This window comes from Streptomyces sp. NPDC020875, assembly GCF_040641415.1.
In the GTDB taxonomy this organism is placed as follows: Bacteria; Actinomycetota; Actinomycetes; order Streptomycetales; family Streptomycetaceae; genus Streptomyces.
Genome location: NZ_JBFADP010000037.1, coordinates 73,472 through 93,661 on the forward strand (window position 1 = coordinate 73,472; position 20,190 = coordinate 93,661).

A 20,190-nucleotide genomic window follows, 5' to 3' on the forward strand; every position below is an offset into this window, starting at 1 on the left:
GCACGTCTCGGGGGTCCGCACGCCTCGGAGGGGCGTACATCCGAGGGGCCGTACGCCGCCGGGGCTGCCCGATTCCAGGGCTGACCGTTTCGGGTGCCGCGCGCTTCCGGGGCCGCGCGGTTTAGGGGTCGTACGCCTCCGGTGCCGTACGTCTCAGGAGGCGTACGGCACCTCGGGCGGCGGTCCGGGGCGGGCCTACGGCAGAGGCGTGCCCCGGCCGCGCGCGCGGGCGCCCGTGGCCCGGCCGCCTTCGCAGCGGGGCGTTCCCGGGCCCCTCTCCGGTCTCGGACAGGAGGAATCGTCGTCCTCGAAGCGGTGACCGAGCGCGGCCCAGAGCCATAACGCGGTCGCGCCCGCGATCGCTCCGCAGACGGCCAGCCGTACTCCTTGTGCCAGTGGCAGATACAACTGGACGACGGTCACCTCCACGGCGAGAAACAGCGCGGCCGCCGCGGCGACGAGCGTACGACGTCGGTTCCGGTTCATACCGGCCCCTTCCGGTCGGGACACCCCGGCGGGAGTCGGCCGGGCGATTTCCCTATACCCTCCGGACGTCCTGCTGACGCGGTATCAGACACCGAGGGGCACTCCGGTCATTCCGGTACGGCCCGGGAGTCCGCTCGCCGTAACGGGCGAGTCCTCCGGGGCTCGGGAGCCGTACGGGCCGTGGGAGTCTCACGGGCCGTGACGGAACGAGTCGCGGGGACGCGCGAGTCGTGGTGCGCCGTGGGGACGCCCGAGCCGTGCGGGGCGTACGAGTCGTCGGCGCGGGATCGGACCGTACGGACGCCGTGTCGAGGTGTCCTGCTCGGTCCGGACCGGTCGCCGGGATCCGGTTCGGCGTCCGGCCGCCGCGAGTGCGACGGCCGGATGCCGGTCGCCGGACGCCGGGCCGGGCGCGGGCGCCGCCGTGGCGCCGCCCGCCGTACCCCGACCGTGCCCCGGCCGTCCGGTCAGGGGCCGACCATCGCCAGCGCCTGATCGAGGGCCTGGAGGAATCGGTTCGTCGTGGCCCGGTCCCGGACCGCGATCCGGATCCAGCCCGGCCCCAGACCCGGGAACGTGTCACCGCGCCGGGTGGCGAACCCGAGCCGCCGCAGCCGCTCCCGTACCTGCGCGCCCCGCCGGACGTGCAGCAGGACGAACGACGCCTCCGCCGCCGCCACCACCCGGACCTCCTCGAACTCCGCCAGCCCGGCCAGCAGATGGGCGCGTTCGACCGCGATCCGCCGGGCCGCCTGCTCGGCCTCCTTCAAGGCCGCCGGGTCCATACACGCCTCCGCCGCCGCGAGCGCCGGGGTCGAGACCGGCCAGAGCGGCTGAGCCCGTTCCAGGGCGCGTACCGTCTCCGGCTCCGCCAGGACGTACCCGATCCGCAGCCCCGCGAGCCCCCAGGTCTTGGTCAGGCTGCGGAGCACGACGAGACCCGGGACGTCGGTACGGTCCGCCAGGGTCTGGACCTCGTCCGGTACGGCGTCCATGAACGCCTCGTCCACCACCAGCAGTCGGCCGGGCCTGGCCAGTGCGGCGATCGCGGACGCCGGATGGAGGACGGACGTCGGGTTCGTCGGATTGCCGATCACCACCAGATCCGCGTCCTCGGGCACCGACGCCGGGTCGAGGGTGAAGCCCTCCTCCTCGCGCAGCAGCAGCCGGGACACCTCGAATCCGGCGTCCCGCAGCGCCGCCTCCGGCTCCGTGAACTGGGGATGCACGACCAGCGGCCGCTCCACCCCCAACTCCCGGGCGACCCGGGCGATCAGTACGAACGCCTCCGCCGCGCCGGCCGTCAGCAGAACCCGCCGCGGCGCGAGCCCATGGCGTTCGGCTACGGCCGTCCGGGCGGAGCGCCCGTCCGGGTAGGCCGCGAGGGACGTCAGCGAATCGGCGATCCGTTCGCGCAGCCACGGCGGGGGAGTGCCGGTCCGTACGTTCACCGCGAGGTCGGTCAGGCCCGCGGCGGCGTCCCGCATCTCCGCGTCACCGTGGTGGCGCAGGTCGAATGGGTCAGTGGGCGTGTACATGGCTGCCGTGTCGGCCGAGTCCCGTGCCGGGGCCGTGCTCCCCGTCGAGGTCCCGTCCCCCGTGACCCTGTGTACGTCCGTGCGCCCCCGACGCGTGGTCCGGTTTCCCGGCCGCCGGGCGGATGTCCCCCGTGATGTCGCCCGTCACGTTCCCCGTGGCGTCCTCGACGGCGTCGGTCCCGGCGTCCCGTCCGGTACCCCGCCCGGTGTCGGTCGCGGCGTGCCGATCGGTGTCCCCGGTGACGCCCTCCGGTCCGGACGGCTCCCCGGCCGTCACCACGGCCACCTCCGGATGGTCCGCGGCCCAGCGCGCCGTCTGCTTCCGCAGCCGTTCGGGCAGGGCGCCGGTGAGGGGCGCGTACGGTACGACGACGATCCGGCGCGCCCCCGGGCGCAGACAGCGGTCGAGCCCGCTCGGCACATCGGGCGCGGCGAGGGAGACGAAAGCGGTCTCGACCACCGTGAACCCGCCGTTCCGTACCGACGGCAGGATCGCCGCGAGCGGACCGGCGTGACCGTCCCGGCCGGTCGGACCCGGGCCGATCAGCAGGATCGATACATCGGACCGATCGGCCGCGGCGGGCTCGCCGAGCGCCCCGGCGATCGCCCGCTCCACGGCGGCGGCCGGGGCGTCCGCTCCTTCCGGACCGGGGTCGGCGGCCGGTCCGGACCGGCCGCCGGGCTCCGAGCCTGACTCCGGGCCGGGCTCCGAGCCTGACTCCGGGCCGGTGGATATGCCGGGCGATATACCGGAGGACGGGGTCGTGCCCCGGTCCCGGCCGGTGTCGTGGCCCGGTACGGCGCCCCCGGACTCCGTGGCTCCGGTCTCGTGCCGTACGCCGTGACCGGCTGTCAGCGGTGCGGGCGGGGTGTTCACACGTTCTCCTCGATCAGGGGGAAGGGGTGGTGCGGCAGGGGGAAAGGGCGCGGACGCGGATACGACGGTCCCGCGCCGGGCTCCGGGGGTGTGACAGGGCTCCCGCTGGATCGGTCGGACGGCACGGCTCATAGAACGACTCCGGGGTGAGGGTGGACGTACGGGTGGTGACGGTGTCGGTGACAGGGGTCGGCGGAGACGGTGGGGGGACGAGTGGCGGGTGATTCCGCCACGGCATGGCCGGAGGACGACGGTCCCATGCCGGACACCAAAAACGGAACCCGGCTTGGCACTTCGTTCTCGTCCGGGGATTCCGGGGGATTACCCGTCCGGTGGTTCCCCAAGCGCCGGGCGCTTCCGCCCGCCGACCGCGCCCCGGCGCACCCGGGCGCGCACGTCCTGCCGCGCCCCTCCGGATCCGCCCCCGGAGCACACCGGGGACATGCCGTGGGGCGCGCCGATCCGGGCGGGGACGCCCGCCGGACCGGACCGGGGTGTACGCGTCCGCCCGGGTGAGGGCGTCGGCGTACACCGGGGCGGGGCCGTACCCGGCGCGCGCGTTCGGCGAGCGGGGCCGTGTCCCGGCGAACCCGGTCCATGGAATCGTGTCACCGGTGCCGGGCCACCCGGGGCCGCGTCGTCGGGCAGGGGGCCGCACCCCCGGTCCGCGATGCCGAATCCCGGCACACCCGGGGGACCGGCCCGTCGTCCACGGGCCGGGTCTCGGCCGGGCGATGCCCGGGTACCGCCACCGCGCGCCGGTGGGCGCCCCCGTCCTGGGGGCGCCGGGTCTCCGCGGCGGGATGTCCGCCGTCATGACTGCCACCGATGGCCGCGCGGGGTCACCGCGGGGCCCGCGATCGTGCGGGTGGCCGTATTGCCGACCGTCACGACGGTCATCATGTCCACACGGGCCGGATCCACTCGGCCCAAGGTGGTCAGTCGGCCGGAATCATGTGGTCGCGACGAATTTCGGACGATCATCACCGGTGTTTCGGGCGGCCGGTGCTCCGCGAGTACGGACAGTGCCGATATCCACGTCCCGGCGAGGCCCCCCGGGCGGTGCGGGCCGTAGAGGGTGATCACGGCATCCGTCGCCGCCGCGGCCCGGAGCCGTTCGGATACGGGCGCCGACGGCGCGTACGGATCGGCCAGCCCGATGACGACATGTTCCGGACCCGGTGTTCGCGGCGTTCCCAGTGCCACTGGCGTTTTGGGCGTTCCCAGTGTTTTCGGTGTATCCGCCGAAGCCCGCCGTTGCCCGGGTTCCCGCCCCGGTCCGAAGCCGGTGCCCCGAGGGACGTACGCGCCGAACGGCCCGGGGACGACGACCAGATCGATATCGGCCGCCCCCTCGTCCGCCGCTACCGCCGCCGTGACGGCCCCGGCGAGCCGTGCCGCCGCTCCGAACGGGGCGGCGGCCCCCGCCGGACGGCCCCCGCCGCCCTCGTAGCCGTGACGGCCGTCCTCGGTATCGTCGCAGAGCAGTGCCACCGCGCCCCCGGCCCCGGCGCGGGCGATCGCCGTACGGATCCGCTCCCCGGCCGACTCCGACCACAGGGACCGGGTACCGGGCCGCAGCAGCCGGCCCGGCCCGTCCGCGGCCCGGCCGGGCCCCACCACGAAGGCCGCCCGGCGCAGTTCGGCGACGAGGTGGGGGGCGAGGGGGCCCGGGGCGAGCGGAGCCGTACCGAGTACCGCGAGCCGCCCGCGCGGCACCCGGCGCACCACCGCGCACGTCGCCCCCGCCGCCCGCCCCACGGGCGTCGACTTCCGCTTCGGTACGAGGAGTTCCCCGCCGCCCGCCAGGGCCGCGGCCTCCGCCACCGACGGGGTATTGGCGGCCCTCAGCGCCGCCTCGGACGGATGCGGTACGGGGATCCGCGCGAGCCGCTCCGCCGGACAGGCCGTCAGCGGCACCCCCAGCCGCTCCGCCGCGCCGAGCAGGCCCGGTTCGGCGGCCTTCGTGTCCACGGTGACGAGCTCGGCGACGCTCAGCGGCGAGAGGCCCGCGTCGCGAAGCGCGGCCAGCACGAGCCCGGTCACCTCGTCGGCCGACACCCCCCGGGCCGCGCCGACCCCGACCACCAGCGACGGCGGACGCAGGACCGCCGTCACCGGGCCGGGCTCGACCAGCCGGTCGGTGACCCGGAGCACGGCGACACCCCTCACCCCGGCGGCACCCGCCGCCCCGGGCGCCACATGCGGCGGCAGCGGCGGCAGGGGCCGTACGGTGTCCGACCGCAACTCCACCGGGGATCCGGCGGCGACGGCCCGGGACACGACACCGACCGCGCCCTCCACGGGCAGCCCCGGCCACCAGCCGTCATCACCGCGCGCTTCCCCGGCCGCTCCGGACTCGGTCTCGCGGGCGGCCCCGGCTCGCGGCAGACGCGGGTCCCGACTGCCGGTGTTCGGGCAATCGGGTGAAGGAGACGGGTGTGAAGGAGATATGACGGGGCTCAATCCGCTAGCAAGGGCCCATGGCGGTGTTCGTCGCGCTCGGCGCGTTTCTGATGACGCTGGTCGGCGGCTGGGCGGCCCATCGCGTCACCGACCGCCGTCACCTCGTTCTGGGGCTGGCGGGCGGACTGATGCTCGGGGTCGTCGGTCTCGATCTGCTGCCCGAGGCACTGGAGGCCACCGGGCCCCCGGTCTTCGGAGTCCCCCAGGCGCTGCTGCTCTTCGTCGGGGGCTTCCTCGCCGCGCATCTGGTGGAACGCCTTCTCGCGGTACGCAGCGCCTCGCACGGCGCGACGGAGACCGTCGCGGTCCCGGCCGTCGGCACACCCGGGGCGCCCGGAGCCCCCGGGGCGGCCACCGCCGTCGCCCCGGCACCGGCACCGGCCCTGGCACCGGCCGGAGGGCGGCCACGGGTACCCCAGGTCGGACTCACGGCCGCCGCCGCGATGGTGGGGCACAGCCTGATGGACGGCATCGCGATCGGCGCCGCCTTCCAGGTCGGCGAGGCGATGGGGCTGACCGTCGCGCTCGCCGTCGTCGCCCACGACTTCGCCGACGGCTTCAACACCTACACACTCACCAGCGCCTACGGGAACACCCGCAAGAAGGCCCTCGCGATGCTCTTCGCCGACGCGTGCGCCCCGGTCGTCGGCGCGGCGTCGACCCTGCTGTTCACCATCCCCGTGGAAGCCCTCGGGGCGTATCTCGGCTTCTTCGGCGGTGCCCTGCTCTATCTCGCCGCCGCCGAGATCCTGCCCGAGGCGCACCACACCCACCCCGCTCGCTCCACCCTGCTCTGCACGGTCGGCGGCGTCGGCTTCATCTGGCTGGTGGTCGGCCTCGGCGAGTGACCCCGCCCCGGCCGCCGCCCCGCCGGGAGCACCCGGCCCTGTACCCGGCTCCGCGACCTCACCCAGGCGCAGACTCAGGCATAGGCGCAGGAAAAACGATTCTTCAAAGGCTTCGTCCGCTCCGCCCGCCCGCCCCGGCCACCACCGGTCCCGACGCCCGAGACCTGCCCGGCGTCCCGGCTCCGCCCGGCGCTCCAAACCTGTCCGGCGCCTGCGTCCCGCCCGGCACCGAAGATCCGCCCGGCGCCTCCGACGCGCCCGGCGCCGCCCGGGCCCCGCCGACCGGCGGGCGGCCCGGGACGTCCCCGCCGGGGACATCGCGTCACCGGTCCCCGGACCGCCGGAAGCGTCTCCGGGCCCCTCGTTCATCGCGCGCACTTCGCCACGAAGCGGCGGGCGACCTCGGGCGTGCCCGCCCAGTGCGTATGCAGATAGCTGGCGTGCACCCCGCCCTGGACGAAGCCCTCCGTCCGCTGCTCGGGCCGCAGCAGCCCCCAGGCGGGATCGGCACCCGCGCCCGGCTCGACCACGGTCCGGTGGAACTCGTGGCCCCGGATCCGGCTGCCCGTGGCGGCCAGCACGCTCTCGCCGACGGCGACCGCCTCCCGGTAGCCCAGGGTCAGCCGCTTCGTCATCCGGGCCTCGGCGTCGAGCACCCCGCACATCGGCCTGCCGTCCAGCGACTTCGTCAGATAGAGCAGCCCCGCGCACTCCGCCGCGACGGGACGGCCCGCGCGGGCGAACGCGGCCACGGCCCGCCGCATCGGCTCGTTGGCGGAGAGCGCGTCCGCGTACACCTCGGGGAACCCGCCGCCGATGACGATCCCCGACGTCCCCTCGGGCAGCTCCGTGTCCCGTACGGGGTCGAAGACGACGACCTCCGCGCCGTGCGCCCGCAGCAACTCCACGTTCTCCGCGTACCCGAAGGTGAACGCCGCGCCCCCGGCGACGGCCACGACCGCCCGCCGGGCACCCGGTCCCGCCCCGTGCCCCGGCCCGGGCACGCCCACCGGGGCGCCCCGGAGCAGCGGCCCGGGTCCGCCCGCCGCGAGCCCCGCGCCCGGGCCGCCCGCCGCACCGGCCGCCCCGGCGGCGACCGCCGTGGATCCGGCCGTCACCGGTATCGCCCCGGTGGCGACCGCCGCCGGTATGGCCGTGTGCGACGGCTCCGGCCGGGCGGACTCCAGCCGCTCCCCGGCCGGTTCCGGAGTCCACGCCGGACCGGTCAGCGGGGGAGCCGTACGGGCCAGGGCCAGCAGACCCGGCAGGTCGCAGTGGGCCCGGACCAGCGCCGCCATCGCCGACACCGCGGCCGTCGCGTCGGCGCTCCGCTCCGCCACCGGCACCAGCCCCAGATGCCGCGACGGCGTCGCCACCTCCGGCCCCCGGGGCAGCGACCCCAGCACCGGGACGCCCACCGACTCCAGCGCGTCCCGCAGCAGCTCCTCGTGCCGCGGCGACCCCACCTTGTTGAGGAGGATCCCGCCGATCCGGACCTCCGGATCCCAGGAGACGAAGCCGTGGACCAGCGCCGCCACCGAACGGGACTGCGACGAGGCGTCGACCACCAGGACCACCGGGGCCTTCAGCAGCTTTGCCACATGGGCCGTGGACGCCAGTTCGCCCTGCCCCGACGCCCCGTCGTAGAGGCCCATCACGCCCTCCACGACGGCCAGATCACACCCCGCCGCGCCATGCGCGAACAACGGGGCCACCAGCTCGGGACCGCACAGATAGGCGTCGAGATTCCGGCCGGGCCGTCCGGTGGCCAGCGCGTGATAGCCCGGGTCGATGTAGTCCGGGCCCACCTTGTGCGGGGAGACCGCGAGCCCCGACTCCGCGAACGCGGCCATCAGCCCGGTCGCCACCATGGTCTTGCCGCTGCCCGAAGCGGGCGCCGCGACGACGAGACGTGCTACCACTCGATGCCCCGCTGGCCCTTCTGACCCGCGTCCATCGGGTGCTTCACCTTCGTCATCTCCGTCACCAGGTCCGCGAAGTCCAGCAGCTCCTCCGGGGCGTTCCGGCCCGTGATCACCACATGCTGGTTGCCCGGCCGGTCCCGCAGCACCGAGACCACCTCGGCGGTGTCCACCCACCCCCAGTGCAGCGGATAGGCGAACTCGTCCAGGACGTACAGCCGGTACGCCTCCCGGGCCAGATCCCGCTTGACCTGCTCCCAGCCCTCCCGGGCCGCCTCCTCGTTGCTGAACTGCCGGTCGCGCTGCACCCACGACCAGCCCTCGCCCATCTTGTGCCAGTCGACGGCGCCGCCCTCCCCGGTCGCGCCGAGAACCTTCAGCGCCCGCTCCTCGCCGACCTTCCACTTCGCCGACTTCACGAACTGGAACACCCCGACCGGCCAGCCCTGGTTCCAGGCCCGCAACGCGAGCCCGAAAGCCGCCGTCGACTTCCCCTTGCCCTTACCCGTATGCACCATCACCAGCGGCCTGTTACGGCGCTGACGGGTGGTAAGCCCGTCGTCGGGAACGACGGACGGCTGTCCCTGCGGCATCGGCTTACGCTGCCCTTCTGCTGTCACCAGCGGTTCGAACGTCCTTGACCAGACCGGCGATCGCCTCGGCCCGCAGCCCGTCGAGCGTGACGGCGGTCCCGCCCAGATCACCCGCGAGCCGGCCGGCGAGACCCAGCCGGACCGGACCCGACTCGCAGTCCACCACCACCGACGCCGTCCCGTCGGCGGCGTACAACCGGGCCGCCCGCGACGCCAGCGCCACCGGCTCCGGACCACCGGTCGCCCGGCCGTCGGTGACCACGACCAGCAGCGGACGGCGCGCCGGATCCCGCAGCCGCTCCACCCGCAGTACGTCATGGGCCTTCAACAGCCCCGCCGCCAGCGGCGTACGGCCCCCGGTCGGCAGCCGGTCGAGCCGGGCCGCCGCCGCGTCCACCGAACTCGTCGGCGGCAGCGCCAGCTCCGCCTCCCGGCCCCGGAACGTCACCAGACCGACCTTGTCCCGGCGCTGATAGGCGTCCAGCAGCAGCGACAGCACCGCGCCCTTGACCGCGCCCATCCGCTGCCGCGCCGCCATCGACCCCGAGGCGTCCACCACGAACAGCACCAGATTGGACTCCCGGCCCTCGCGCACCGACTGCCGCAGATCGTCCCGGCGCACCACCAGACCCGGCCCGCCCCGCCCCCGGGCCCGCTGATGCGGCGCCGCCGCCCGTATCGTCGCCGCCAGATGCAGGGTGCCCAGAGCGCCCCGGGGACGACGCGAACCCGTCGTCCGGCCGTGCTCCGCCCGCGCCCGGGACCTGCGGCCCGCGGCCCCGTCGCCCGTACCGGGCACGGTCAGCGCCTTCGTACGGAACGGCTCACCGGCGGCCACCGGCCGCCGCTCACCGCCGCCACTGCCCGGCGCCGCGCCCGCACCGGCCTCCTGGGGCGCGGTCTCGCCCCCCGGCGGGGCGTCCCGCCCGTCGGAGCCGTCGGAGCCGTCGGAGCTGTCGGGCCCACTTCGCTCGACGCCCGGTTCGTCCCCGGAGCGCGGCGGAGGCGGGGCACCGCCACCGCCGTCGGGACCGCCCCCGTCCGGACCGCCGCCGTCGGGCCCTTCACCGCCGGGATCCGGCTCGTCCTCCGGGCCGTCGCCCTGATCGGCGAACTCGTCCAGCGTCCGGTCGAGTTTCTCCTCGTCCAGACCGGGCGCGTCGAACGGATTCCGCCGCCGCCGGTGCGGCAGCGCCAGCAGGGCCGCCTGCCGGACGTCCTCCTCCAGCACGTCCTCCCGGCCCGCCCACGCCGCCAGCGCCGTCGCCGTCCGGGCCATCACGATGTCCGCCCGCATCCCGTCGACCTCGAACGCCGCACAGGTCGCGGCGATCTGCCGGAGCACCCCGTCCCCCAGCCGGACCCCGGGCAGCAGCGCCCGGGCGGCCGCGATCCGCCCCCGCAGCGCCTCCTCCTCGCCCGCCCAGCGGGCGGCGAAGGCCACCGGATCGTCGTCGAACGCCAGCCTCCGCCGGACGACCTCCACCCGCTGCTCCGGCTCCCGGGACGCGGTCACCTCCACCGTCAGCCCGAACCGGTCGAGCAGCTGCGGACGCAGCTCGCCCTCCTCCGGATTCATCGTCCCCACCAGCAGGAAACGGGCCGCGTGCCGCACCGAGACGCCCTCGCGCTCCACATACGAGGCGCCCATCGCCGCCGCGTCCAGCAGCACATCCACCAGATGGTCGTGGAGGAGGTTCACCTCGTCCACGTAGAGGATGCCGCGGTGCGCGTCGGCGAGCAGTCCTGGCTCGAAGGACTTCACGCCCTCCGCCAGGGCCCGCTCGATGTCGAGCGCGCCCACCAGCCGGTCCTCGGAGGCGCCCACCGGCAACTCCACCATCCGCGCGGGCCGCTCCCCGCCGGGACCCGACTCGTGCGGCCCGTCCGGGCAGTCCGGGTAGGGGTCCCGGGGATCGCAGGAGAACCGGCACCCCGGCACCACCGCGACCGACGGCAGCAGCGCCGCCAGCGCCCGGACCGCGGTGGACTTCGCGGTCCCCTTCTCGCCGCGCACCAGCACTCCGCCGACCCGCGGCGAGACCGCGTTCAGCAACAGGGCCAGCCGTAGATCGTCCTGGCCGACGAGGGCCGTGAACGGATAGGGCGTCGTGCTCATGCCTCCCCCTCCGGGTCGTTGTCCGCTTCCGAGTCGGCCCAGTCGGCCGTGCGGTCCGTCTTGTCTGTACCGCCTGTACCGCCCGCGCCGGGTATGCCGACCGGGTCGTCCGTGGCGCTCCGCCGACGCGACGGCGCCGACTCCTCGTCCGGTACGGCGGACCCCGGAGCCCGGACCTCGCCGCCACCCGACTCCGGCTCCGGGTCCGCTCCAGTGGGCGAGGAGCCGTCCGGAACCGGGTCCGGCGCGCCCGGCGGCACGAACGGCAGGCCCGGGGGCGGCCCCGACTCGATCAGCCGGAGCAGCCCGTCCGTATCGGCGTGCTCCTCGATCAACTCGCCCAGCCGGTCCAGCTGCTCCTCGCGCAGCGCGTCGAACGAGGTGTCCGGCGCCGGGACGAAACGTCGCCCCGCCGCCTCGGCCACCCGGCGCAGAAACGCCCGGCGGAAGCCGTCGCTCTCCAGCGACCCGTGCCAGTGGGTGCCCCACACCGCCCCGACCCGGCAGCCGTCGAGAAACGGCTCACCCCCGAGGACCTCGGCCACCCCGTGATGGATCTCGTATCCCTCGACGGGCTCCCCGAGCGCCGAACCCGACGGCCGGGCCAGCGTCTTGGCGGCGGCGAACCGCACCCGGACCGGGAGCAGCCCCAGCCCCTCCACCGTCCCGGCCCGGGACTCGACGTCGTCCTCGATCAGCTCGCCGAGGAGCTGGAAACCACCGCAGATCCCCAGCACCGGCCGCCCCTCGGCGGCCCGGCGCGACAACGCGTCCGCCAGCCCCCGGCGGCGCAGCCAGTCCAGCGCCCTGACCGTGCCCCGGGTGCCCGGCACGACCACCAGATCGGCGTCCACCAGCTCCTCGGGCCGGTCCACGAACCGGACCACCACACCGGGCTCGGCGGCCAGCGCGTCGACATCGGTGAAGTTCGACATCAGGGGCACCGCGCAGACCGCGACCCGCAGGATCTCCTCGCCCACCGGCGGCGCAACCAGCGACTCCCGGACCGCGCCCCGCAGGGACACCCGCAGCCCGTCCTCCTCGTCGATACCCAGCCCGTGGGCGTACGGCAGCACCCCGTAGAACGGGCGGCCCGTCACCGACGTCAGCATGTCGAGCCCCGGCCGCAGCAGCCCCGCGTCCCCCCGGAACTTGTTGATCAGATACCCCGCCACCAGCCGCTGGTCCACCGCGTCCAGCAGGGCCGTCGTACCGAAGAAGGAGGCGAAGACCCCACCGCGGTCGATGTCGCCGACCACCAGCACCGGCAGCTCGGCCGCCCGGGCCACGCCCATGTTCACCAGATCCGTACGGCGCAGATTGATCTCGGCCGGACTGCCCGCCCCCTCGCAGATCACGGCGTCATACGTGCCCCGCAGCTCCTCCAGGCACTCCAGCACCGTGGTCAGCAGCTCGGAGCGCCGCCCGCCGGAACCGAAATACCCCCGGGCGCTCATCTCGCCGACGGCTCTGCCCAGCAGGACCACCTGGCTCGTCCGGTCGCCCCCCGGCTTCAGCAGCACCGGATTCATCAGGGCCGTCGGTTCGATCCGGGCCGCCCGCGCCTGCATCGCCTGGGCCCGGCCGATCTCGGCACCGTCCCGGGTCACGAACGAGTTCAGCGACATGTTCTGCCCCTTGAACGGGGCGACCTTCACCCCGCGGCCCGCCAGCCAGCGGCAGATCCCCGCGGTGACCACGCTCTTGCCCGCGTCCGACGTCGTCCCGGCGACCAGCAGCCCGCCGCCGCGCTTCCGCCCGGCCATCGCCGCCACCCCCTTCCGTCCTGCCCGATGCCTCCGAAGAGGCCCTGCCGATAAGTCGTGCCGTCGTCCCCGGGGACAGCGGCCGTCCGTCCGCCGCGCGTCCCGGATCTCATGTTGGACCCCGCCCGGAAATCCCGTCGGGCCCTGTGGACCGACGCCCGGTCGCGGAGAAAACCGTCACCCGCCCCGGGCAACCATCGCCCGCCCGGACGCCGTTCCGGATGTCGTGAGCCGTCGCCCCGCCGCCCTCCCGGCGATCAGCCGCCCCGCGACACATACCCCCAGCGCCAGCGCGCTCACCCGCCGCGACAGCCGTACCGCCCGCTCGATGTCCCCGACGGCGACCCGCCGGGCCCCGCCGTTCAGCACGGCCCGGTGCTCGACCCGGCCGCCGTACGCCAGCGTGCCGCCGAGCCGGACACCCAGCGCGCCCGCGAACGACGCCTCGACCGGGCCCGCGTTGGGGCTGGGATGCCGGTGGGCGTCCGCCCGCCAGGCCCGTACGGCACCCCGGGCGTCCCCGCCCGCGACCACGGCGAGCGCCGCCGTCAGCCGGGCCCCCGGGGCGCCCACCAGGTCGTCCAGCCGGGCCGACGCCCAGCCGAACCGGCGGTAACGGGGCGAACGGTGCCCCACCATCGCGTCCAGGGTGTTGACCGCGCGGAATCCGACCAGACCCGGCACTCCCGCCACCGCGCCCCACACCAGGGCGCCGACCACGGCGTCCGAGGTGTTCTCGGCGACGGACTCGACCACGGCCCGGGCGATTTCCGGCCCGTCCAGCGCCTGGGGATCACGACCGCAGAGATGGGGCAGCCGCTCCCGGGCGGCGTCGAGGTCCCCGGCGGTCAGCGCCGCGCCCACCGCCCCGGCCTCCCGAGCCAGCGACGTACCCCCGACGACGGCCCAGGTGGCGGCGGCGGTCAGGGCCACTGCGGCGGCGGGCTCCCGGCGCGCGGCCCGGGCCGCCACGGCCGCGACGGCGGCGGCGCCGCCCGCGCACCCGGCGGTGTACAGCGCGCCCCAGCCCCGGTGGTCACGCCACAGCAGCCGCTCGGCCGCGCCCGCGGCCCGCCCGAAGGCGGCGACGGGATGGCCCCGGCGGGGGTCGCCCAGCAGTAGATCGCCGAGGAGACCGGCGGTGGCGCCGATGGCGAAGACCCGGTCGGCTCGCATCGCTCAGCGCCCGGGGGAGCCGTAGCAGGCGGCAGCGGCGCGGGAGGTGTCCCGGCCGTCCGGCTGATCCCCGAAGGAGCCGGAGGAACGGGAAGAACCGGAAGGACTGTAAGAGCCGGAGGAACCGGGAGAACCGGGAGAACCGGAAGCGCCGGGGGACCCGGGTGCGGCCCCGCGAGCGGGGGCCGTGACGATGCCGCGCATGGCGAATTGTCCTCACTCAGGGTGTCCGCGCCCTGGTTCGACGTGAAACGGCGGCGAGAGTTCCTGGCTCCCGGGGATGTGCTCCCCGGTGACAGTGGCGGGACCGCGCCGGATTCGCACCGGCTTCCTCTGCTGCCTCCGTAGTGGCCCCGGCAGTCCACCACGGGGTGAGAAGGGCCGTCAACTCGCCCCTGACCTGCGACGGAGCAGTGTGCGCAGGGCCACATCCGGTGGTTGCGGCCGGGATGACGGCCGGGAATACGGAGAGCCGGGTCCGACCCGTCGGGGGGTCGGACCCGGCTCTCCGCGGCCGTGCGGACGGCCGGGGCCCGAGCTGATCGCGGAGGACCAGGGGGCCGGGGTGCTGACGGTGATCAGCGGGATCAGCAGGTCAGGAGCGACCCGCGGTGATCAGGTGACGATCAGATAGATCCCGTACCCCACCGCCACCGTGCAGAGCACGAAGCAGGCGTAGGCGCCGGTACGGGCGAGGGGCGCGGAGCCGCCGTTGGCCGCCGCGGCCTCCTGCTTGGTCAGGCCGATGACTCCCAGGGCGAACAGGCCCACGAGGAGGACGGTGCCGACGAGGCTGACACCGAAGACGGAGCCGAGGGCTTCCCAGTCGATTTTCATGGTGATACGTCCTTACACCGCGGCCGGGCTGGCCGGACCGGTCTCGGGGGCCGACGGCGCGGAAGAAGGGGTGGCGGAGGGGATGGTGGTCTTCAGCTCGCCGTCGTCGATCACACCGGCGGGCGGCGGGGTGACGGCGGCCATGGCGGTGGTGACGACGCCGGGGGACTCCTGGCCGTCGCCGGAGGCGCCGGTGCCGGTGGTGTCGTCCTCGTCGTCGTTCACGTCGTTCACATTGGTGTGGTCGACGACCTGGCGGCGCGAGACGATCCAGATCGCGGCGGAGGAGGCCACGAGGAAGACCGCCACGGCGGCGACGCCCCAGTCACCCTGCTTGGTGACGAACTCGGAGGCCGCGGCGACCAGACCGGCGGCCGGAAGGGTCAGACCCCAGGCGACGAACATCCGGGTGGCGGTGGACCAGCGGACCACGCCGCCCTTGCGGCCCAGACCGGCGCCCATCACGGCACCGGAGCAGGAGTGCGTGGTGGAGAGGGAGAAGCCGAGGTTCGAGGAGGCCAGGATGACCGTCGCGGCGCTGGTCTGGGCGGCGAAGCCCTGCTGCGGCTGGAGGTCGGTCAGGCCCTTGCCCATGGTGCGGATGATGCGCCAGCCACCGAGGTACGTACCGAGGGCGATGGCCACACCGGCGGAGACGATGACCCACATCGGAGGGTTGGAGCCGGGGGCGAGGATGTCGCCGGCGACCAGGGCCAGGGTGATGACACCCATGGTCTTCTGGGCGTCGTTGGTGCCGTGCGCCAGGGAGACCAGACCCGCGGACGCGATCTGACCCGCCTTGTACCCCTTGTCGGTGCTCTTGAGATCGGTGTTGCGGCCGATCCGGTACGTCAGCCGGGTGCCGATGTAGCCGGCGAGGCCGGCGACCAGCGGAGCGGCGATGGCCGGGATCAGGACCTTGGTGATCACCGTGCCGCCGTTGACCGAGCTGAAGCCGACGGAGGCGACGGTCGCGCCGATCAGACCGCCCATCAGGGCGTGCGACGAGCTGGACGGTAGTCCGACCAGCCAGGTCAGCAGATTCCAGAGGATGGCGCCGACGAGCGCCGCGAAGATGACTTCTGGGGTGATGCCTGCCTCGTCGACGATGCCACTGGAGATCGTCTTGGCGACCTCCACCGACAGGAAAGCGCCGACGAGGTTGAGCACGGCGGACATGGCCACCGCGGTCTTGGGCTTCATGGCGCCGGTCGAGATGGTCGTCGCCATCGCGTTGGCGGTGTCATGGAAACCGTTCGTGAAATCGAACACGAGAGCCGTCACGATCACTATCGCGAGCAGCAGCGTGATGTGTTCCATTTACCCAGGCAATCTTTGGAGGTCAGTGGCTCGCCGAAGGTAAGTAACCTGGGTGAACGGAAGGTGAACTGGGACCGGCTTGGGGGTGTATCCAAGCGGTTCTCGGCATTCCGCTTCGACTTTCGGGGGGCCTTCCGGAGGGGTGACCGCCGGTATGGCGGGCCCTCTCCGGGTGGAAAGCCTCATTCGTCCGATCTTGTGGTGATATGCATCACGGGTGCTCTGTCCCGCCGCCGCCCCGGCTGACAGGATCGCACCCATGACCGAACCGACCGTACGCGCGCCCGACGGCGCTCTCGAACACACCTGGCGGCAGCTGGTCGAAACGGCCCGCAGAACGGCCGCCGAAGGGCTGGTCGTGGGGACCTCGGGCAATGTCTCGGCCCGGGTCGGGCCGCTGATCCTCGTCACCCCCAGCGGAGTGCCGTACGACCGGCTCACGGAGCGTGATCTCACCGCCGTCGATCTCGGCGGACGCCAGGTGATCGGCGAGCTGAGGCCGACGAGCGAGCTGCCGCTGCATCTGGCGGTCCACCGGTCCCGCGACGGATCCCGCGACGGACTGGCGGTCGTCCACACCCACGCGGCGCACGCCACCGCCGTCTCCACCCTCGTCACCGAGGTGCCGCCGGTCCACTACATGACGGCGGACCTCGGAGGTCCGGTCCGGGTCGCCCCGTACGCGGTCTACGGCTCCGACGAACTGGCCCGCAACATGCTCACGGCACTCCTCGACCGGGAGGCGTGCCTGCTGGGCAACCACGGCACCGTCGCGGTCGGCGCGACCCTGGAGCAGGCGTACGACCGCACGGCCCAGCTGGAGTGGATGTGCCGGGTCTGGCTGCTCGCCGCGTCGGTCCCCGGGCTCGCCCCGCGCCTGCTCACCCGCGACCAGCTCACCGAGACCGCGACCCGGCTCCGCTCCTACGGCCAGCCGGGCTGAGCGACCGGTCCACCCGCCCCGGATGCACCTCCGCTTCCTCCGTGTCACCTGGGTCGTCCGAGGCAGAACGACCGCTCCCCTTGTGCCGCCGGACCCTTATGCGCCGCGGTTCCGTCCGGACACGCCGTGGTTCCGTCCGGACACGCCGTGGTTCCGTCCGGACGGACCGGCCGTCCGGACGGCGCGCGCCCGGCGGGTACTGTCGCGCGCGCCCGCCGGAACCCGTCCCGTACCCCCGCGGGAGTCGCCCCACTGGCAGCGGCGCGCGGTCGTCCCCACACTGGAACGGTGCGCCCGGTAACCGCGACGGCCGCCGCCGTCACCACAGTCGCAGGCATCGGCACCGCCGCGGCCCTCGCCCGCCGCGCCGTCGACGCCACCCTGCGTCCCGCGCCCGACCGGCCGCTCCCCGGCGACCCCCGGCTCACCGTGCACGCCACGGACCCCGGCCGGGTGGCCCTCACCCGCGCCCTGGCGTCCCGCAGACCCGGGACGTACGGCCTCGCCGGACCCGGCGTCCACGCCGTCGCGGGACCCGTGCTCGACGGCCCCGCCGCCACGCCCGACACCGTCGTCCGCCGCCTCGACGCGATCGGCCCCGGCACCCTCGAACCCGGTACCAAGGTCCGGATGACCACCCGGCTGCACTCCGGCGACCCCGGGACGGCGCTCGGCATCCCCTACGAGGAAGTCACCGTCCCCGGCGAGCTGGGCCCCCTCCCGGCCTGGTTCGTCCCCGCCGCCCGGGACCTCTGGGTGATCGCCGTCCACGGCCTGGGCACCACCCGCGAGCTGGCCCTCAACCTGCTGCCGTTCCTGCACGGCCGGGCCCTGCCCGTACTCGCCGTCGGCTACCGGGGCGACCCCGGCGCGCCCCGCTCGCCCGACGGACTCGGCCACCTCGGCGAGACCGAGTGGCGCGACCTCGACGCCGCCCTGCGGTACGCGGTCTCCCGGGGCGCCCGCCGCGTCGTCCTCCACGGCTGGTCCACCGGCGCCACCATGGCCCTGCACACCGCCGCGAACTCCGCCCTGCGCGACCACGTCAGGGGCCTCGTCCTCGACTCCCCGGTCCTCGACCAGGAGGCGGCCCTGCGCGCCCTGGCCCGCGCCCGGCACGTCCCGGGCCCACTCGTACCGCTCGTCGTCCGGGCCGCCCGGGGCCGCGCCGGGCTCTACCGCGACCGGCTGCCCGTCGCCGCCGACGCCCAGGCCGTCCGGGTTCCGACCCTGATCTTCCACGGCCCCGACGACACCCTCGCGCCCTGGGGGCCCTCCCGCCGGCTCACCGCCGCCCGCCCGGACCTGGTCACCCTGCGGACCGTCCTCGACGCCCCGCACGCCGCCAACTGGAACACCGACCCCGCCGCCTACGAGGAGGCCCTGCGCCGCTTCCTCACCCCCTTGATGTAGCCGCCCGGCGCCCGCCCCGGCACCTTCCGGCAACTCGCGGTCCCGCCGCCCGGCACCGGTCCGCCGTCCTGCTTCCGCGCGCCGTTCCGGGACCCCCGCCACCACCGCCGGAACGCGGTCCGTCCCGTTCCGTTTGGGCTTTCGGGCCGTCAGCGGGAAGACTGCTCCCCGTGACGTCCCGAAAGCCTGATGAGCAATTGGCGCGCAACCCCAGACTCCGTCTTGTCCGCCCGCGACCGCTGACCAGCGCACGCAAGGCCGTGACCACCCGGCGCACCCGGCCCGCGCCGAGGCCCCCCGAGGGCACCCCGCCCCCCGCCGAACTGGCCCGCCAGGCCCGTACGGTCCTCTCCGACGCGGTCCGCGTCGCCCGCTGGGCCGCCGTCGACGGCGACGCCGCCGGTACGGTCCCCCTCACCGACACCACCGAGGAACGGGCCGCCGCCGCGCTCGGGCTCGCCCCGCGGCAGGTCCGCGCGGGCTGGGACCGCGCCCGGCTCGCCGGACTGGTCGAACTCCACGGCGACATCGCCCGCCCCGGCTGGCGGCTGAGGGCCTGGGACCGCGACGACATGGCCGTGCTGCGCGGCTGGGTCGCCCTCTTCGACGCCTGGTCGCTGGCCCACCCCGCCCCCGACGCCACGGCGGCGACCGCCGTCGCCGAGGTCGTCGAGGCCGTACCGCAACTGCTCTCCCTCCTCCAGCTCTCGGCCGGACCAGTACTTGTCCCGGCCCTGCTCGACCTGTTGGAGCAGCGCGTCGCCGAACTGCGCGAGGAGCGGTGCGAGATCGCCCTGGCCCCGGCGACCCCCAAAGGAGCGGGCACCCCCGGCAAAGGGACGCTCGCCCCCGGCCTCGACCCCGCACCCGTCACGGCCACGGCACCGGCCGCCCCGCCGGTCACGGCCGTACCGGCGGTTCCCGGCGCCCCCGCCGTCCCGGCCGCCCCCGCCGTGCCACCCGGCGCCGATACGGCGGTCCTCCCCGGCGGACCGTTCATCACCCAAGTCCCCGACGTCCCCGGGGACTCCACGGCCGCCCCCCTGCTCGACTGGGCGCTGGACGGTCTCGCCGCCGTCGGCGCCCTCACCCTCGACCGGGGCCGCTCCGCCACCCTGACCCCGCTCGGCAACTGGGCGGTCTGGGTCAAGCTGGAACAGATCTGCGTCGCCGCCCAGAGCCCGGCCGGGAACATCGAGCAGCCCGCCGAGGACATGCTCCGCGGCTGCGCCCGGCTCACCCCGGGGCCCGCCCGCGCCGAGTACCGCGCCTGGCTGGCCGCCCGTACGGTCGCCGGAGCCGTCGCCGAACTCCTCGCCGTCGCGCGCGGCGAGGACGCCCTGCTGCGCGGACTGGCCTTCGAGGCGCTCCGGGTGGTCGGCGCCCCCGCCGAGACCGAGGTACGGGCCGCCGCCGACGAACCGTCACTCCGCCCCTACGCCCTGCTCTGGCTCGCCGAGTACGAGGGCGTCGACCCCGAGGACGCCCATGACGTCCTCACCCGTGACGAGTCCACCTGGCTCTGGGTCGACACCGCCGCCGCCGTCGCCGACCACGGCGAGCCCCAGCTGCTGCTGCGCCATCTCGACGCGGCCGTCCAGGGCACCGTCCCGGCGCTGCTGGAGGAGGTCCGCTCCGGCGGCCACCCCCGTACGGTGCAAGTACTTGTCGCGCTCGCCGCCGCGCACCCCGATCCGGCGCTGGCCAAGGCGCTGCGCCGGGCCGCCTTCCAGGTCCACACCGGCGGCGCCTGACCCCGGTGCCGTGCCGGACCCCCGACCGGGCGTCCGGACGACCGGATGTGGGCCGCCGGAGGCATCGTGCTGGGCGGCGCCGTCGGGCTGTCCGTCTCCACCTGGGCCGGGGCGGCGGCCGGGGCGCTCGTC

At 75.1% G+C, this 20,190-nt stretch carries 15 protein-coding genes and 1 riboswitch; of the genes, 4 read left to right on the forward strand and 11 right to left on the reverse strand.

Annotated features, from left to right (window positions below):
- Positions 1 to 195: 195 nt before the first annotated feature.
- The 4 genes from AB0G74_RS21885 to AB0G74_RS21900 all read right to left on the reverse strand — a co-directional run bounded on the left by AB0G74_RS21885 (position 196) and on the right by AB0G74_RS21900 (position 5,205).
- Positions 196 to 486: a hypothetical protein gene (locus AB0G74_RS21885; protein ID WP_361148734.1), complete on the reverse strand. Its 291-nt coding sequence runs from the start codon at positions 484 to 486 to the stop codon at positions 196 to 198.
- Between the two features lie 467 nt (positions 487 to 953).
- The gene (gene cobC / locus AB0G74_RS21890; protein ID WP_361148736.1) at positions 954 to 2,024 is read right to left on the reverse strand and encodes an Rv2231c family pyridoxal phosphate-dependent protein CobC; all 1,071 of its coding nucleotides are present in this window, start codon (positions 2,022 to 2,024) and stop codon (positions 954 to 956) included.
- Positions 2,008 to 2,901, reverse strand: a complete 894-nt coding sequence (locus tag AB0G74_RS21895) for a CbiX/SirB N-terminal domain-containing protein (protein ID WP_361148738.1) — start codon at positions 2,899 to 2,901, stop codon at positions 2,008 to 2,010. Before AB0G74_RS21895 ends, cobC begins: the two co-directional genes overlap by 17 nt.
- Before the next feature lie 813 nt (positions 2,902 to 3,714).
- A complete protein-coding gene (locus tag AB0G74_RS21900) occupies positions 3,715 to 5,205 on the reverse strand; it encodes a cobalamin biosynthesis protein (RefSeq protein WP_361148740.1) in 1,491 nt (496 codons plus the stop codon).
- A 179-nt stretch (positions 5,206 to 5,384) separates the two neighbouring features.
- Here AB0G74_RS21900 and AB0G74_RS21905 point away from each other — a divergent pair, with 179 nt between their 5' ends.
- Positions 5,385 to 6,215 carry a ZIP family metal transporter gene (locus tag AB0G74_RS21905; RefSeq protein ID WP_361148742.1) on the forward strand — a complete coding sequence of 277 codons (831 nt, stop codon included), beginning with the start codon at positions 5,385 to 5,387 and terminating at the stop codon, positions 6,213 to 6,215.
- A 365-nt stretch (positions 6,216 to 6,580) separates the two neighbouring features.
- On the opposite strand, the gene AB0G74_RS21910 is transcribed toward AB0G74_RS21905, so the two are convergent.
- The 7 genes from AB0G74_RS21910 to AB0G74_RS21940 form a co-directional block, all read right to left on the reverse strand.
- On the reverse strand, positions 6,581 to 8,137 hold the full coding sequence (locus AB0G74_RS21910) for a cobyrinate a,c-diamide synthase (RefSeq protein WP_361148744.1): 1,557 nt from the start codon (positions 8,135 to 8,137) through the stop codon (positions 6,581 to 6,583).
- The gene (gene cobO / locus AB0G74_RS21915; RefSeq protein ID WP_361148746.1) at positions 8,131 to 8,730 is read right to left on the reverse strand and encodes a cob(I)yrinic acid a,c-diamide adenosyltransferase; all 600 of its coding nucleotides are present in this window, start codon (positions 8,728 to 8,730) and stop codon (positions 8,131 to 8,133) included. Before cobO ends, AB0G74_RS21910 begins: the two co-directional genes overlap by 7 nt.
- Positions 8,731 to 8,734: 4 nt before the next feature.
- Positions 8,735 to 10,849 carry a putative cobaltochelatase gene (locus AB0G74_RS21920; RefSeq protein WP_361148748.1) on the reverse strand — a complete coding sequence of 705 codons (2,115 nt, stop codon included), beginning with the start codon at positions 10,847 to 10,849 and terminating at the stop codon, positions 8,735 to 8,737.
- The gene (locus tag AB0G74_RS21925; RefSeq protein WP_361148750.1) at positions 10,846 to 12,615 is read right to left on the reverse strand and encodes a cobyric acid synthase; all 1,770 of its coding nucleotides are present in this window, start codon (positions 12,613 to 12,615) and stop codon (positions 10,846 to 10,848) included. Before AB0G74_RS21925 ends, AB0G74_RS21920 begins: the two co-directional genes overlap by 4 nt.
- 177 nt (positions 12,616 to 12,792) lie before the next feature.
- Positions 12,793 to 13,791 (reverse strand): cobalamin biosynthesis protein, encoded by a 999-nt coding sequence (locus AB0G74_RS21930; RefSeq protein ID WP_361148752.1) that lies wholly within the window; start codon positions 13,789 to 13,791, stop codon positions 12,793 to 12,795.
- A gap of 238 nt (positions 13,792 to 14,029) precedes the next feature.
- Positions 14,030 to 14,172, reverse strand: a riboswitch (cobalamin riboswitch).
- 234 nt (positions 14,173 to 14,406) lie between these two features.
- Entirely contained in the window at positions 14,407 to 14,628 is a 222-nt protein-coding gene (locus AB0G74_RS21935; protein WP_358826361.1) for a hypothetical protein, read from the reverse strand.
- A gap of 12 nt (positions 14,629 to 14,640) precedes the next feature.
- A complete protein-coding gene (locus tag AB0G74_RS21940) occupies positions 14,641 to 15,948 on the reverse strand; it encodes an inorganic phosphate transporter (RefSeq protein ID WP_361148755.1) in 1,308 nt (435 codons plus the stop codon).
- A gap of 259 nt (positions 15,949 to 16,207) precedes the next feature.
- Here AB0G74_RS21940 and AB0G74_RS21945 point away from each other — a divergent pair, with 259 nt between their 5' ends.
- The 3 genes from AB0G74_RS21945 to AB0G74_RS21955 all read left to right on the forward strand — a co-directional run bounded on the left by AB0G74_RS21945 (position 16,208) and on the right by AB0G74_RS21955 (position 20,058).
- A complete protein-coding gene (locus AB0G74_RS21945) occupies positions 16,208 to 16,891 on the forward strand; it encodes a class II aldolase/adducin family protein (RefSeq protein ID WP_361148757.1) in 684 nt (227 codons plus the stop codon).
- 288 nt (positions 16,892 to 17,179) lie between these two features.
- A complete protein-coding gene (locus AB0G74_RS21950; RefSeq protein ID WP_361148759.1) occupies positions 17,180 to 18,304 on the forward strand; it encodes a hypothetical protein in 1,125 nt (374 codons plus the stop codon).
- Between the two features lie 260 nt (positions 18,305 to 18,564).
- Positions 18,565 to 20,058 (forward strand): hypothetical protein, encoded by a 1,494-nt coding sequence (locus tag AB0G74_RS21955; RefSeq protein WP_361148761.1) that lies wholly within the window; start codon positions 18,565 to 18,567, stop codon positions 20,056 to 20,058.
- The last annotated feature ends 132 nt before the right edge of the window (positions 20,059 to 20,190 follow it).

Excerpts from the sequence above, each read along its gene's own strand:
- AB0G74_RS21920 (WP_361148748.1), bottom strand. The coding sequence starts at position 10,849 with ATGAGCACGACGCCCTATCCGTTCACGGCCCTCGTCGGCCAGGACGAT.
- AB0G74_RS21905 (WP_361148742.1), top strand. The coding sequence starts at position 5,385 with ATGGCGGTGTTCGTCGCGCTCGGCGCGTTTCTGATGACGCTGGTCGGC.
- cobO (WP_361148746.1), bottom strand. The coding sequence starts at position 8,730 with ATGCCGCAGGGACAGCCGTCCGTCGTTCCCGACGACGGGCTTACCACC.
- AB0G74_RS21940 (WP_361148755.1), bottom strand. The coding sequence starts at position 15,948 with ATGGAACACATCACGCTGCTGCTCGCGATAGTGATCGTGACGGCTCTC.
- AB0G74_RS21935 (WP_358826361.1), bottom strand. The coding sequence starts at position 14,628 with ATGAAAATCGACTGGGAAGCCCTCGGCTCCGTCTTCGGTGTCAGCCTC.
- AB0G74_RS21945 (WP_361148757.1), top strand. The coding sequence starts at position 16,208 with ATGACCGAACCGACCGTACGCGCGCCCGACGGCGCTCTCGAACACACC.
- AB0G74_RS21885 (WP_361148734.1), bottom strand. The coding sequence starts at position 486 with ATGAACCGGAACCGACGTCGTACGCTCGTCGCCGCGGCGGCCGCGCTG.
- AB0G74_RS21925 (WP_361148750.1), bottom strand. The coding sequence starts at position 12,615 with ATGGCCGGGCGGAAGCGCGGCGGCGGGCTGCTGGTCGCCGGGACGACG.
- cobC (WP_361148736.1), bottom strand. The coding sequence starts at position 2,024 with ATGTACACGCCCACTGACCCATTCGACCTGCGCCACCACGGTGACGCG.
- AB0G74_RS21930 (WP_361148752.1), bottom strand. The coding sequence starts at position 13,791 with ATGCGAGCCGACCGGGTCTTCGCCATCGGCGCCACCGCCGGTCTCCTC.